At 50.0% G+C, this 13,356-nt stretch carries 13 protein-coding genes; 2 read left to right on the forward strand and 11 right to left on the reverse strand.

Annotation, left to right across the window (positions count from 1 at the left end; genetic code table 11):
- Positions 1–43: 43 nt before the first annotated feature.
- The 7 genes from ACKFKH_RS03640 to ACKFKH_RS03670 form a co-directional block, all read right to left on the reverse strand.
- Positions 44–1,525 carry an NACHT domain-containing protein gene (locus tag ACKFKH_RS03640; RefSeq protein WP_446856874.1) on the reverse strand — a complete coding sequence of 494 codons (1,482 nt, stop codon included), beginning with the start codon at positions 1,523–1,525 and terminating at the stop codon, positions 44–46.
- Between the two features lie 564 nt (positions 1,526–2,089).
- The gene (locus ACKFKH_RS03645; protein ID WP_446856875.1) at positions 2,090–2,584 is read right to left on the reverse strand and encodes a DUF3368 domain-containing protein; all 495 of its coding nucleotides are present in this window, start codon (positions 2,582–2,584) and stop codon (positions 2,090–2,092) included.
- A complete protein-coding gene (locus tag ACKFKH_RS03650; RefSeq protein ID WP_446856876.1) occupies positions 2,581–2,820 on the reverse strand; it encodes a UPF0175 family protein in 240 nt (79 codons plus the stop codon). The genes ACKFKH_RS03645 and ACKFKH_RS03650 overlap by 4 nt, the downstream gene beginning before the upstream one ends.
- A 3-nt stretch (positions 2,821–2,823) precedes the next feature.
- Complete coding sequence (locus ACKFKH_RS03655; protein ID WP_446856877.1) at positions 2,824–3,228, reverse strand: hypothetical protein; 405 nt, start codon at positions 3,226–3,228, stop codon at positions 2,824–2,826.
- Positions 3,229–3,239: 11 nt separating this feature from the next.
- Positions 3,240–3,641: a type II toxin-antitoxin system RelE/ParE family toxin gene (locus tag ACKFKH_RS03660; RefSeq protein WP_446856878.1), complete on the reverse strand. Its 402-nt coding sequence runs from the start codon at positions 3,639–3,641 to the stop codon at positions 3,240–3,242.
- Positions 3,631–3,873 (reverse strand): type II toxin-antitoxin system RelN family antitoxin, encoded by a 243-nt coding sequence (locus tag ACKFKH_RS03665; protein WP_446856879.1) that lies wholly within the window; start codon positions 3,871–3,873, stop codon positions 3,631–3,633. Before ACKFKH_RS03665 ends, ACKFKH_RS03660 begins: the two co-directional genes overlap by 11 nt.
- 42 nt (positions 3,874–3,915) lie before the next feature.
- On the reverse strand, positions 3,916–6,210 hold the full coding sequence (locus ACKFKH_RS03670; protein WP_446856880.1) for an NACHT domain-containing protein: 2,295 nt from the start codon (positions 6,208–6,210) through the stop codon (positions 3,916–3,918).
- A 423-nt stretch (positions 6,211–6,633) separates the two neighbouring features.
- Here ACKFKH_RS03670 and ACKFKH_RS03675 point away from each other — a divergent pair, with 423 nt between their 5' ends.
- A complete protein-coding gene (locus tag ACKFKH_RS03675; RefSeq protein WP_446856881.1) occupies positions 6,634–6,996 on the forward strand; it encodes a hypothetical protein in 363 nt (120 codons plus the stop codon).
- A 303-nt stretch (positions 6,997–7,299) separates the two neighbouring features.
- Positions 7,300–8,637 carry a hemolysin family protein gene (locus ACKFKH_RS03680; RefSeq protein ID WP_446856882.1) on the forward strand — a complete coding sequence of 446 codons (1,338 nt, stop codon included), beginning with the start codon at positions 7,300–7,302 and terminating at the stop codon, positions 8,635–8,637.
- A 315-nt stretch (positions 8,638–8,952) separates the two neighbouring features.
- Here the strand turns inward: ACKFKH_RS03680 and ACKFKH_RS03685 are convergent, their stop codons facing one another.
- From ACKFKH_RS03685 to ACKFKH_RS03700, 4 genes are all read right to left on the reverse strand, one after another.
- Positions 8,953–10,608 (reverse strand): AMIN domain-containing protein, encoded by a 1,656-nt coding sequence (locus tag ACKFKH_RS03685; RefSeq protein ID WP_446856883.1) that lies wholly within the window; start codon positions 10,606–10,608, stop codon positions 8,953–8,955.
- A gap of 79 nt (positions 10,609–10,687) precedes the next feature.
- Positions 10,688–11,269, reverse strand: coding sequence for a DUF1802 family protein (locus ACKFKH_RS03690; protein ID WP_446856884.1), 582 nt, complete (start codon positions 11,267–11,269; stop codon positions 10,688–10,690).
- Positions 11,266–11,616, reverse strand: a complete 351-nt coding sequence (locus ACKFKH_RS03695) for a hypothetical protein (RefSeq protein ID WP_446856885.1) — start codon at positions 11,614–11,616, stop codon at positions 11,266–11,268. The genes ACKFKH_RS03690 and ACKFKH_RS03695 overlap by 4 nt, the downstream gene beginning before the upstream one ends.
- A 753-nt stretch (positions 11,617–12,369) precedes the next feature.
- Positions 12,370–13,350 carry an isopenicillin N synthase family dioxygenase gene (locus ACKFKH_RS03700; protein ID WP_446856886.1) on the reverse strand — a complete coding sequence of 327 codons (981 nt, stop codon included), beginning with the start codon at positions 13,348–13,350 and terminating at the stop codon, positions 12,370–12,372.
- Positions 13,351–13,356 lie beyond the last annotated feature (6 nt).

The raw sequence follows: 13,356 nt of genomic DNA on the forward strand, positions 1-13,356 counted from the left end.
TAGTTCATTAGATCTCAACTTCTGACCTTTGACACAATTTATTTTACAATCCCAACGCATCTGCTGCTCTCCCACGCACATCGGAGTCAGGAGGCTCTAGCAGTTTGAGCAAGCCAGAAACAGCCGTGTCCGATCGCGTCTCCTCCAACAGTTCAGCCTTCAACCACTCCGGCACATTCAAAGCATCAATCAGTTCAACCGTTTGCTTCTGAAGCTCCTGCTTTACCTCTCCCGCCGATCGTGCCGCCAATCGCTCATCGACATCCAGCGCCAGCCTCACCACTCGCACCGCCTGCGCTTCATCTTCCAATAGCGCTAACATCAACGCCACAGGCTCTGTCCACTTCAGAAAGTTCAAAAACTCCCGCTTCAGTTGCTCATCGCCCAACTCCGGCAACTGCTCCAACAGTGCTTCCGCCGCATAATATTCCAAAAACAGTTGGTGATGAAACTCAATCTGCTTCGGGTCGTCCGCCACCTGCAACAAATGATGCTCCAGCAAATCCTCTAACCATTCCTTCGCAGCCTGTCCCGGTGCATTCACTCGCCCAGTCAGCAACGCCTCCAATCTCTGCTCTGCTTCACGTCTAGGAAGCCTCAACTGTGGCTCTAGCGCCTCTCCTGCCAACATCCCAAACGCCAAATGCTGCAATAGCTCAGACTTAAACCGCCGAAAATCTGCCGAAACAGGCACCGTTCCCTTAATTTCCTCATACTTCTGGTCAAACGTGCAAAACAACGCCCCTAGACTGCGCGGCAACTCTCCCTCAAGCCGAAACACATCGCAGAGCATCTTCAGTAACATTGGCGTTTCTGCCAACTCTTTTAAGCGATCGTTCAACCGCCCCAAAAGCGCCTCTCCCTGCTCCGGCAAATACTTCCTGACAAACTCCTTCAACTGCTCAGAAGTCAAAGGCTGCATCTTCAGTTTTTTCTCAATGCCGATCGCTCCCCCCAGTTCCAAATCACGGGTCGTAAAAACCATCGACACATTGGGATTATCGTCTCGAAACTGCTGCAAATTTTGCCGTAATGTCTCTTGAGGGATCTCATTCACCCCATCTAACAACAGCAACAGTTTGCCTTCAAACAGCAGATCATCAAGATCGGCTTCCGTCAGTTGTAATCGATGCCGCCGCACCGTCTCCCGAATCAACGACAAAATCGGACGATCGGCTTTCAACTGCACCAACACCGGAATCGGCAACGCTGCATCTTTCTGAGATTTCTTTGCCAACTCCAACAGCAATTGTTCTAATGCCGTTGACTTGCCCGACCCCGGGCGACCCACCAGCAAGACGTGTTGTGAGGCATACTTCTGCAATCCCACCAGCACAGGCAACCGTTCGATCTTCTCTCGTTCCTTTGGTCGATCGCGGTCGCCCGGTCTTTCTTCTTCTGCCGTCTCTACCATCAAGTCAAAAAACTGCTCTCTACCTTCCGCATCCGTTTGCGTGTAGAGGTGCGATCGCTTTTCATAAGCGGCACAAATCGACTCAAGATAGGGCTGAAATTGAGAAGACATCGATCGTGCAACCTTAAAAAGAGCTTGTACTTTATCCTACACATTCAAACTTTAAACACTGGGAGGCTTGAGCATTTCTTCCATCCGCCAAGCAACTCAAAAAGAAGGAATGCCGATCGTATCTCCCTCACATCGCATTCGATCTCGCCTGCGGAACATACGGAATCTTGCCGCGCTCATCGAATTTCCCCTGCATTCTATTTGATGTTTCTTTTGTCACATTCAATCTTTTCTGCGGAATCTACCGAATCTTGTTGCGCTAATTGAATTTTTCCTGCGTCGCATTCGATATCTCTTCCGTTCCATTCGATCTCCCCTGCGGAATTGACCTCAGTCGATCGCGTCCCTCAAATTCGTCCTGCATCTCATTCGATTTCCCTGCGGAATCTACCGAATTGCGGCGATCGAGGTGTCTCAAGATCTTCTTCCGGTTCAGCAACGAGGACGATTACACGAACTCGACTGTTGTAAGCGAGATTGAACGGTTCATCAAGGGTGAGTTGTCCTGTTTCGGTGAGGGCTGCGGTGGTTTCGATCTCTTCGAGTTACCCGCAAGGGTCGCTTTCATGGATGAGTTTCTTTTGCTTGCAGTAGGATTTGCGTGTAGAGTGCTGAACTAACTCTGAAGGAGGCTTGTTGAATCAGGGCATCTAAGATAGGTTGAACTTGTGGAATCAGTTGACGTTGCTTTGCAATCAAGAGAACGCCGAGAATTCCGATAATTGGAATTCCTAACTTTGCGGCTTCTTGTCTGCCTCTGCGCTCATCCATCAGGAGTTCATCGGCTTGTTGTTCTAACGCCAGCACGATTGCATAAGACTCGCCTGGATCAAGTTTTTGATCTTGCTGTAGGGTGTTTGCCATTGCGAGATTGACGATCGCTTTTGTTTCAATCCATTCGAGTAATAGTACAGCTTGAATTTCAGGGCGTGAGGCGTTGCTGAGTTCTTGTGCAACAACATCGGGAATCAGAACTTTGCCATAAATGCTCTGAAGCAGCCAAAGGTGATTGACGATCGCTAAGTTTCCAATCGCGGAGGTGTCACTGACAATAATCATAGCCAACCGCGCTCTTGAAGATGCTGTATGTCTTGTTGGAATTCTTCGACATCGTAATGGATGCAGATGCCGCGATCGCTGATGAGTTTTTGAAAATCCATGACGTGTATTCCTGCGATTTTACTAGCACTACCGAGGCTGACGCGATCTTGTTGGAAAAGCGCGATCGCGAGTTCGGTGCGAAGTTCGGCTTCGGTTAAATTGAGAAAGTCGGGGATGTCGATCGTAATTTGCATAACTTAAGCTCCTTGATCAGGGGTTTCACTCAGTTTATCGAGATAGGTGACGACAGCTTTTGACCACACGCTTTCTTCGAGGTAATGTTTGGCGACTTCTGCAAAGGTAGCTTTGATGGCTTGAAGATGCCGTTCTGGATTTAGCAGTTGTTGGCGGAGGGTGACAAAGGGATGAGTTGTGGATTGCCGAATTTCGGTGAATTCTGCGTCGAGGACGGTGAGGGCTTGGGATTCGGTAGTGACTTGAGGATGTTGTGTTTGGAGTTGGGTGAGTAGAAGCGTGAGGTCAGCGATCGCTTTGCTAATTTCGGGATCTGTGGGATGGTTATTTTCGATGTAGGTGGTTACTTGCTCAAAGATTTGAACTTTTTGAGCGTTGGGGAAGTTGTATTTGGAAGAATTAGTCATCTGATTCCGGGTTATTCTTGGTCGAGGGTTTCGCGATTCTCTGAGCGATCGTCTAAAGAGTTGAATTGAGCCTCCGCACGGGTGATAATTTCTCGAACTTCATCGGCAGCAATGTCAGACTTGTCGGACTTGGAATAAATGGTCACAAGAAGAATCTGGACTTCTGTCTTGAGGTAGTAGATGATGCGGTAGCCGCCGCTTTTTCCTCTTTGAACGTCACTGTTTTTGACTCTGACTTTGAAGAGGGTATAGTTCATGCCAGGAATTTGATCTCCAGGCAGTTCACCAGATTCAAGTTGATCGATGATGGGTTGAATGTCAAGCCGGATACGGCGGTAGCGTTTGCCAAGTTGACGGACTTCACTTTCAAAGCGATCGCTCACTCTAACTTCAATAGGTGAATCAATCGACATCCATGTTCTCCCAAAGTTGAGAGACAGGTTTGGTTCTTCCAGCTAGGACATCTTGCCAACCTTGATAAAGTCCTTCGCGAATCACTTCGATCGACGTGTCTTCGAGGTCTTCTTCGGGTTCAGCAATGAGGACAATGACGCGAACTCTGCTATTGTGGGCAAGGTTGAGCGGTTCATCCAGCGTGAGTTGTCCTGTTTCTGTGAGAGTTGCGGTGGTTTCGATCGCTTTCATGGTTAAGTTTCCTTTTAGCTGGGAGTTACGAGTCGTACGTCTCTATGGTGGGGGATCTTTGGGTGGGGCTTCGTGATAGCGATCGACATTCTCGAAGATTTTAATCTCCTTGGCGTTGGGAAAGTTGTTGATGGTAGTGGGAGATCGATCGCTGTCTTGTTGGGTTGAGCGATCGTTCTTCTGTGCTTCCAGATAGGCTTGAAAGATTTCGTAGTTGTAATATTTGCAGTTCTCTTGGATGGCGAGGATAACGCGATGAGCAACTTCACCTGAATCTGTTGGGATTAAGGTTAGGAGGTAAGGGAGATGTTGAGCGATCGCAGCCTTATCTTCACTTTTATTCGCAATTCTACGAATCGAATCTGCGGCAATCGAACTCACATCAGAATCAGAATCTTTTAGCAATTGCAGTAAGCCTGAAATTGCAGTTGCGGAACCAATCTTACCTAGCGAATAGGCTGCCTGTTCACGCACACTGATTTCTGAATCGGTTATGAGTTTCAATAAAGCTTCAACTGCGGCTTCAGAATGAATTTTACCCAATGCGACTGCTATTTCTTTGCGAACAACTGACTCATGAATCACAATCAGTTTGCGTAGTTCTGGAATTGCAGCATCAGAACCAATTTCGCCTAATGCTCCTATCGCGAACAGGCGAACATCGGAGTCGGGATCTTTCAAAAGTTTGAGTAGGTTGAGAATTTCGGTAACGGAGCCAATTTGTCCCAATACCACTGCCGCACGCCAACGTTCGTCGGAGCTAGAACTTTCCAGAAGTTTTAGTAGCGACGGGATTATATCATTGGAACCAATGCTGCTTAATCCATTTGCTTCACTCCAAACATCATCGTAGGAGGAATTTGGATCTACTACTAGGTCAAGCACAGCTTGAGGCGAAGTATCTATCGGAAATGGCTCATAATCCGGAGGAAAGAGCGTGAATCTGGACAAAGTTAAACGGGGAAGGATTGTAGGCTTTAACCAACTCGGTACTTTTTTGTCCACCAATTCAATCATCTTCTCCTGAAAGCTAGGTTGCACCTCCTCCGCCAACCGCTTCCCCAACATCGAATCCACATCCAACGCCAGTTTCACCACCCGTATCGCCTGCGCTTCATCTACCAGCGCCAGCATCAACGCCACAGGCTCCGTCCACTTCAGAAAGTTCAAAAACTCTTGCTTCAGTGGCTCATCCTCTATTCGCTCAATCTTGTGCAGCAGAGCCTCCGCCACATAATATTCTAAAAACAGTTGGTGATGAAACTCAATCTGCTTCGGGTCGTCCGCCACCTGCAACAAATGATGCTCCAGCAAATCCTCTAACCATTCCTTCGCAGCCTGTCCCGGTGCATTCACTCGCCCAGTCAGCAACGCCTCCAATCTCTGCTCTGCTTCACGTCTAGGAAGCCTCAACTGTGGCTCTAGCGCCTCTCCTGCCAACATCCCAAACGCCAAATGCTGCAATAGCTCAGACTTAAACCGCCGAAAATCTGCCGAAACAGGCACCGTTCCCTTAATTTCCTCATACTTCTGGTCAAACGTGCAAAACAACGCCCCTAGACTGCGCGGCAACTCTCCCTCAAGCCGAAACACATCGCAGAGCATCTTCAGTAACATTGGCGTTTCTGCCAACTCTTTTAAGCGATCGTTCAACCGCCCCAAAAGCGCCTCTCCCTGCTCCGGCAAATACTTCCTGACAAACTCCTTCAACTGCTCAGAAGTCAAAGGCTGCATCTTCAGTTTTTTCTCAATGCCGATCGCTCCCCCCAGTTCCAAATCACGGGTCGTAAAAACCATCGACACATTGGGATTATCGTCTCGAAACTGCTGCAAATTTTGCCGTAATGTCTCTTGAGGGATCTCATTCACCCCATCTAACAACAGCAACAGTTTGCCTTCAAACAGCAGATCATCAAGATCGGCTTCCGTCAGTTGTAATCGATGCCGCCGCACCGTCTCCCGAATCAACGACAAAATCGGACGATCGGCTTTCAACTGCACCAACACCGGAATCGACAATGCTGCATCTTGCTGTGATTTCTTCGCCAACTCCAGCAGCAATTGTTCTAACGCCGTTGACTTCCCCGATCCCGGACGACCGACCAGCAAGACGTGTTTTGGCGCATACTTCTGTAATCCCTCCAGCACAGGCAGTCGTTCAATCTTCTCTCGTTCCTTTGGTTGATCGCGATCGCCCGGTCTTTCTTCTTCTGCCGTCTGCACCATCAAGTCAAAAAACGTTTCTCGACCCTCCGCATCCGTTTGCGTGTAGAAGCTCGATCGCTTTTCGTAAGCGGCACAAATCGACTCAAGATAAGACTGAAATTGAGAAGACATCGATCGTGCGACCTTAAAAAGAGCTTGTACTTTATCCTACACATTTAAATTTTAAACACTGGGAGGCTTGAGCATTTCCTCCATCCGCCAAGAAACTCAAAAAGAAGGACTGCCGATCGTATCTCCCTCACATCGCATTCGATCTCTTCTGCGGAACATACGGAATCTTGCCGCGCTTATCGAATTTTCCCTGCGTTGCATTTGATGTTTCTTTTGTCACATTCGATCTTCCCTGCGGAATTTACATAAGTCGATCGCGTTTATTCAATTCGCCCTGCGTCGCATTCGATTTCTCTGCGGAATTTGCTGAATTAGCGCGATCGTCCCCCATCTCAACAGAGATAATTTCAAGGCTTTTCACGGATTTAGCCACAAACGATTGCCGGGAATATTAAAGATAATCATCTAAAAACACCTTTTTTTATGCCAAGCAAACGCCTCTCCCGCGAGATCATCCAACAAGACGTAGACTCCATGAACGGACTCAATGCCGTCATCGGCTACGCCACCAGCCGCACCGAAGCCACCCCCGAAAGCCTACAGATCGCCTACCAAACCATGTTGTCTAAACAACAGCTCGAAACCGAACAGCAAGTGATCGCCCGCGAAGCCGCCGAAGCCGCCCGCAAAGCAGAACAGACCTTCCATAGTGCCGTCCTCGCCATGAAAGAAGCCGTCAGAGGGCAATTTGGCTCAGATGGCAAAGAAGCCGTCGCCATCGGACTCAAACGCAAATCCGATCGCAAACTCCCCTCCCGCAAACTCAAAGAAACCGCCGCCAGCTAAGTCAGTCGATCGGTAGCTGCTCTAAAAAACCAGAGTAGCTACTCCCCGATAAACAGCACCATCCCACCCAAACCTTCTCCACCCTCAAAAACTTCAACCACAACGCCTCCCGCCTCCCGCCTCCCGCCTCCCGCCTCCCGCCTCTCTCCTCCCGCCTCCCGCCTCTCTCCTCCCGCCTCCCGCCTCCCGCCTCTCTCCTCCCGCCTCCCTCCTCCCTCCTCCCTCCTCATCCCTCCTGACCATTCAGAGATACACTTAGACAGTCAGCACTACCTCTGCCTCCAAAATAAGCAGCTTGAAGGAATGCAGTCCTTTACCATCGATCTTCTAATTATTCTGTTTTTGACGCTTGCCAATGCCCTGTTTGTAATGTCAGAATTGGCGATCGTCTCCGCTCGTAAAGTACGTCTGCAACAGGCGGCCAACCAGGGCGATAAAAAGGCAGGAGTAGCGCTAGAACTTGCTAATCAGCCAAACGATTTTTTAGCCAGCGTTCAGATTGGGATTACCCTCATTGGCATCGTCTCAGGGGCGTTTGGAGAAAAGGCTCTGACGACAAGATTGGCTCCGTTTTTGGGAACAGTTCCCGTTTTGAGACCCTACAGTGATGGGTTGGCATTTGGCATTGCTGTGCTGTTGATTACCTACTTGACTTTGGTTATTGGCGAGTTGGTGCCAAAGCGGTTGGCGCTCAATTCCCCAGAACGGCTGGCTGCGTGGGTTGCGATCCCGATGAATCTGCTGGCAAAGATTGCTTCTCCGATCGTCTACTTATTAGGAGCCTCGACTAACCTGGTGATGAGAATTCTAGGGATTCGCCCTTCTGATGAGCCGCAGGTTACAGAGGAAGAAATTCGCATCATGATCGAGCAGGGCACCGAAGCCGGGATGTTTGAGCAAGCAGAAGAAGACATCATGAAACGGGTGTTTCGGCTGGGCGATCGGCGCATCAGCGCGTTGATGACTCCCCGCCTCGACATTATCTGGCTCGATCTCGAAGATTCCACTGAAGAAAACCGTCGCGCCATGATGGAAAGTTCTCACTCGCAATTTCCAGTCTGTCATGGAGGGTTGGATAATCTGCTGGGAGTGGTGCAAGTTTACGATCTGCTGGTCAAAAGTTGGTCAGGTCAAGAACTCGATCTCACCAGTTCTCTGCAAACTCCTGTATTTGTGCCAGAAAGTACTCGCGCCTTAAAGGTTCTCGAACTGTTTAAACAATCGGGAACTCACATCGCCTTTGTGGTGGATGAGTATGGCGTGATCCAGGGGTTAGTGACGTTCACGGATGTGCTGCAAGCGATCGTGGGCGATATTCCGTCGATCGAAGAACTCGAAGAACCGCAGGCTGTCCAGCGTGAAGATGGCTCCTGGCTACTGGATGGAATGTTGCCCATCTACCAATTCAAAGAAATTCTCAACCTGGAAGACGAAGAACTGCCGGGGGAGCAGCGGGGCACTTATCAAACCTTGGGCGGCTTTGTCGTCATGCACCTGGGGCGAATTCCGGCTCCGGCTGACCATTTTGAGTGGAGTACGATGCGCTTTGAAGTGATGGATATGGACGGCAATCGAGTTGATAAAGTGCTGGTGATGGTGGACGAAGAAGCCGACGGGCGATCGCGCGATTATCGAGATTAGCGATCGAGGGTAACGACTCAAGAGCTACAAGAAATCGGGCGTTGCTGATTGGAGGGATGAATCTGTGGGAAGTGTCCATCTTTTCGCCCCCTAAATCCCCCAAAATTGGGGGACTTTGAACCTTGGGGTTCCCGCCGCTTTGGGGCAATTCATCCCCTGATTCAGCAACGCCAGAAATCGAGGTCTGCGAAGGCAAACTTTGCTCTTTTGAGCGCATTTCTAATCCAGATTCCCTGCTAGCAGAAAACTTGGAGACAGTTCGACTCCACACTCCAAGCGAAGAATTCTGTCGAGTTCAAATTTATCGAAATTGCGTTATCTCAAATCCTCAATTAGCCGCACCTCAAGCAGTTGGCCCGGCTGAAGGGTCGCAGGTTTGGGAGAAGTCACATACGTCAAAGCTGCCCCCGCCGCCGCTCCGCCAAACACATTCCCGCCCGACAGACCGCCTAAAATTGCCCCCGCCAACGCCCCAATCCCTGAGTTGCGAAAGAGACGATTGTCAGAAACTTTGCGATTGCCGCCGCCGATCGGTTCAGATTGAGCGGCGATCGTCACACTTTGCCCCGGTAGCGAAATCGTCTGTGTGATAAATCGACTGCCATTGTTATCGGTTTCAAATCGTCCCAAAACGGTGGTGCCTTCGGGCGCAATCACGTTCCCATTCACATCCCGCAAATCGGCTGGCAGCACTAACGCTTCTTGACGGGGTTGACCGCCTTGTAACGACAATGGTTGAGTTCCGGGGTAGCGCAAATTAAACGCCGTCCCCGCAGGCAACAACAGTCTCAAGGCAGAACGGGTGTCGTTTGTGGGCGGAGAACCCAACTCCATGCCACCCGTGGGCAGCGGTTGACCAAACTCGATCGCACCCGATGTCCCCGATGAATTCTCGATACGCGCCGCAGGCTGCACAGGAGGAACCGTCATCGTCGCTGGATTCGGGATCTCAGCCGGAGGAAGCGGATTGGAATTAGCAGGGCGACGATCGATCGGAGGCACACTCACACTCGGAGCCGTCCCCGGACTGGGCGCACTCACCGGAGGCAAAGAGTCTGGAATACTCAAATTAGAACTCACCGCCGGAAGCTGGAGAGAAGGTTTGGCACCCATCGAACTGGCCGCTGGAGTGGTGGCACTTTCTAAAGCAGGCGTTGGATTAATCGAAGCCGTCTCTGGCACAACAGGCGCGATCCCCGGCGGAAAGCGATCGGGCGATGGCGGCACCGGGCCCGGACTGGTCGAAACCACCGTCGGAGGCTTAGTCGGCGGCAGACTGGTCGAAGCCGCAGGAGAAGGAACCCGTTGAGCAGGCCGCGAAACCACGATGTCGATCGGCTTATCGGTTGGCTGATTTGTCTCAGGCTGGTTCGATTGGGCTGTCGAAGTATCTGCGGGAGGCGCGTCGTCTTCAGAAGGAACCGGAGGCTGGGAACTGGGAGGCGGTGCGGTCTTGGCAGGCGCGATCGGGGGGCCAGCAGCAACTCTCGGCGACTCACTCACAGCGGTTGGTTTAGGAGTCGGTGCCTGCGCCAAAAGCGGCCGAAGAACCCAGCGATCGCTCGACTTTTCGGCATCTCCCACTTGTTTTAGCTGCGCTTGATCCCGCGTCAAGACTGTATCTGGCGAAAGCTCTAATACAATTCGCGTCACTCCTGGCTGAAACTGTGACACCCGAACTTGTCTGACCGCTCCGTCAAAACTCTTTTGCGTCGGCACCGTTCCTAACTCTGTTTCAGGAATTTCTAAAATGATGCGAGCAGGTTGCGCCATCAAAAAATAGCGGGGCTTGACCCCATCTTTGACAGTAACTTCTAGCTGATTTGCGGCAGGGTCATATTGCCAGTTTTGTAGCGGGGCCGCCCATGCCGAGGAGCTTGCCAAACAAACCGCAAACGGCAAAAGGTGAATGCCTTGACCAAACCCATTCGATGTCCGTCTCGATCGCTGGTTAAACTGCTTTTTAAACATGAGGTTGCCGCAAATTTTCAACCGACTTGGCTTTCTAGGATAGTCGCAAGTGTTGATTTTGCAGCAAAAGTTTCGACTTTTAAGACAACTGAGATTCGACCAGGTTCAATCGGTTAGAAATCTGCTCAACTTGCTGTAAATAAGCAGTGTCGTCGAAAACAGGGGTTACGTCCGTAACGTCAAATGAGGTGTCTAGATCAATCCACGATCGACAGCCTCCATACGCTTCTCGATAAGGAATCATTTGGGTTTTGGGCAGTCGAGAAACCCTTAGTAAAAGCACATAGAGCGGCGATTTTGGCTTCCATTGAAAGCGTTCTTCTACGAAGTCAGCCGTCCAGATGTGAAAGGGCAACAAAGACTCTAAAACCGCTGCTTCAGTGACTTGAAAAATGTGAGTAATGTCAGCGATCGAGCCAATTCTCACCGTTTCAGGATGCCACCCGGATGTGACAGGCTCAACCGATCGAAACTTGTCTTTCAACAAATGGGGCTGCTGATGTTCGTAAGTGGGATAGAGCAACACCTGATTTTGAGAGACGGTAAAGCGGCCGCCCTGTTCTCGAATGCCGCCTTTGCGAAGCAGCACGATCGTTTCACCCTGTTCGAGAGCTTGGACGGCGATCGCCCATTCTTTAAGCGCATGTCTGAGGCTAGTCATCCAAATTCTAAGTTTGAGAAAAATTCAACACAAACCGTAAATAGAGGAAATAAAATGCCCGCTAACCCAATCCAGCCGCCAAATTGTCCCAAAAAGCTGTAGAGCAATCGATTGTTGTTGGCTCGTTCGTGAGTCATCGCCATAAATCGCGAACTGCTGCTGATCAAAAGCGCTCCCCCGATTCCCAGCGGAAGGCTCATCGTAAACCATGTTCTCAGTCTAGCGCCCGGATTAATCAGCCCCAACGAAGGAAAAAACACAAAGCTCACAAACTCGACCACGAGCCACAAACCTAATGCGATAAACAGGTCTTTTCTCTGTAACTCATCAAAGGAGAAGTTATTCATGGGGGAGAGAATTGGTAGAGTGCGGTTGGTGTTTGGTTGGCAGGTGCTGACCCAGGGTCTACCTGACAATCTTCAGGTTTTCTCAATCTCGAAAAAGCAAAAAATCGCTCTCTATTTAACTAGCATGGAATGAGGGACAAGTAACCGTGTTGGTTGACACCAGATGCAAATTCTTGTCGTGACGAAATCGTAACCTTTTAGAGAGAATATTCCATGACCACTCATGATCTGCTAATGCTCGTTTTGATGCTCTCTCCTGGCATTCTATTGTCGGTCTTTGTGATGGTCACATTTGCCGCAGGAGGTTGAGAGGGAGGGATGAGGGATGAGTTTGAGATTTCTGGCTGGTGATGCAGAACGTAGGTTAACGCAAATTCAGTAAACCCCTTGACTTCGATCGCCACTCCAAAACGCCTCCCAAATCCCTCACCCCTGAGAAACGTTGACCTAAAATCACGTGAATTCGATGAAATCCTTCGCTGCTGCTACAAATCCGGGCAGCCCCCTAAATCCCCCACGAGTGAGGGACTTTGAACGAAAAATATGATCTAAAAGTCCCCCAGATTGGGGGTTGGGGGGCAGAAGCGCTGAAGACCGAAGCGAAAAACTTCCATCGAATTCACGTTAAAATCTTGTCTCAAAGTCCCCCAGAATTGGGGGCAGAAGCACTGAACACCGAAGCGAAAGAACTTCATCAGACTGACATTGGATTAAAAAGCAAAAACGCTCTCATTTCTATCCAAACCTCAGAACTCAGAACGCAAAATCTCTTTTATCCCGCCTCCCGCCTCCCGCCTCCCGCCTCCCGCCTCCCTTTTTAAGTCCGATCTCTCGAAGACGTTGCTGTAAGTATTCGCCTGCGGTGATAGGCGGAAATTTTGCGATTCCTCCCGTTTGCTCAACGCAGCTAGGGAGCGGTGTCAGATCGATCGCTCCGCTCGGATGGACAAAAAATGGCATCGAGAAACGACGATCGCGATCGTTATCCGGGTTTGTGACGCGATGGGTTGTACTTTTGAGTCGCCCGTTGGTCAGTTGTTGGAGCATGTCACCACTATCGACAATAATTTGACCCGTGACCGCGTGAATTGGTTGCCAGGTGCCGTCTCGCTGCAATAGTTCTAGACCTTCGGCGGTGGCTTCACAGAGTAGCGTGATCAGATTGATGTCTTCGTGGGGTGCTGATCGCAAGCTATTTGGATGGACACGATCGGGAATGGGCGGATAGTGAATCACGCGCAAAATGGTATCGCTGTTTTCGGCCATCTCACTCAAAAAATTTCTGGGCTGCTCCAGATACAGCGCACAGGCTTCGAGCAGTTTGGCAGCGCACTGATCTAACTGAGCATATAGCTCGTTCAGGGTGGGATGAAATTGAGGAATTTCTTGAGGTCGCAGATTGGGCAAGATTGCATCGCGTCCGACGTGCCAAAATTCTTTTAGATCAGGAACAGGATGATCTTTGGCGTGTTCTTGCCCAAAGCGAGTAAAGCCCCTCTGTCCGTTGAGTTTTGGGTCTTCGTAGCGCAGCTTGATCGAGTCGGGCAACGTAAAAAAATCTTGAGCAACTTGATACGCAGACTGAATTAAGCTTGCATCAACCTCGTGATTGACGATCGCAAAAAAGCCAATTTCCTCCAGTGCTCTCCCCATCGTTGATACAAAACTTTGTTGTCGCTGTGGCGAATCAGAGAGAAAATCCTGTAGATCGACGACGGGAATCGTTTGCAGCATTATCAC

The organism is Phormidesmis sp. 146-20 (genome assembly GCF_052939475.1).

Excerpts from the sequence above, each read along its gene's own strand:
- ACKFKH_RS03685 (WP_446856883.1), bottom strand. The coding sequence starts at position 10,608 with ATGTTTAAAAAGCAGTTTAACCAGCGATCGAGACGGACATCGAATGGG.
- ACKFKH_RS03650 (WP_446856876.1), bottom strand. The coding sequence starts at position 2,820 with ATGCAAATTACGATCGACATCCCCGACTTTCTCAATTTAACCGAAGCC.
- ACKFKH_RS03670 (WP_446856880.1), bottom strand. The coding sequence starts at position 6,210 with ATGTCTTCTCAATTTCAGTCTTATCTTGAGTCGATTTGTGCCGCTTAC.
- ACKFKH_RS03690 (WP_446856884.1), bottom strand. The coding sequence starts at position 11,269 with ATGACTAGCCTCAGACATGCGCTTAAAGAATGGGCGATCGCCGTCCAA.
- ACKFKH_RS03695 (WP_446856885.1), bottom strand. The coding sequence starts at position 11,616 with ATGAATAACTTCTCCTTTGATGAGTTACAGAGAAAAGACCTGTTTATC.
- ACKFKH_RS03640 (WP_446856874.1), bottom strand. The coding sequence starts at position 1,525 with ATGTCTTCTCAATTTCAGCCCTATCTTGAGTCGATTTGTGCCGCTTAT.
- ACKFKH_RS03660 (WP_446856878.1), bottom strand. The coding sequence starts at position 3,641 with ATGTCGATTGATTCACCTATTGAAGTTAGAGTGAGCGATCGCTTTGAA.
- ACKFKH_RS03700 (WP_446856886.1), bottom strand. The coding sequence starts at position 13,350 with ATGCTGCAAACGATTCCCGTCGTCGATCTACAGGATTTTCTCTCTGAT.
- ACKFKH_RS03665 (WP_446856879.1), bottom strand. The coding sequence starts at position 3,873 with ATGAAAGCGATCGAAACCACCGCAACTCTCACAGAAACAGGACAACTC.
- ACKFKH_RS03645 (WP_446856875.1), bottom strand. The coding sequence starts at position 2,584 with ATGATTATTGTCAGTGACACCTCCGCGATTGGAAACTTAGCGATCGTC.
- ACKFKH_RS03680 (WP_446856882.1), top strand. The coding sequence starts at position 7,300 with ATGCAGTCCTTTACCATCGATCTTCTAATTATTCTGTTTTTGACGCTT.
- ACKFKH_RS03655 (WP_446856877.1), bottom strand. The coding sequence starts at position 3,228 with ATGACTAATTCTTCCAAATACAACTTCCCCAACGCTCAAAAAGTTCAA.
- ACKFKH_RS03675 (WP_446856881.1), top strand. The coding sequence starts at position 6,634 with ATGCCAAGCAAACGCCTCTCCCGCGAGATCATCCAACAAGACGTAGAC.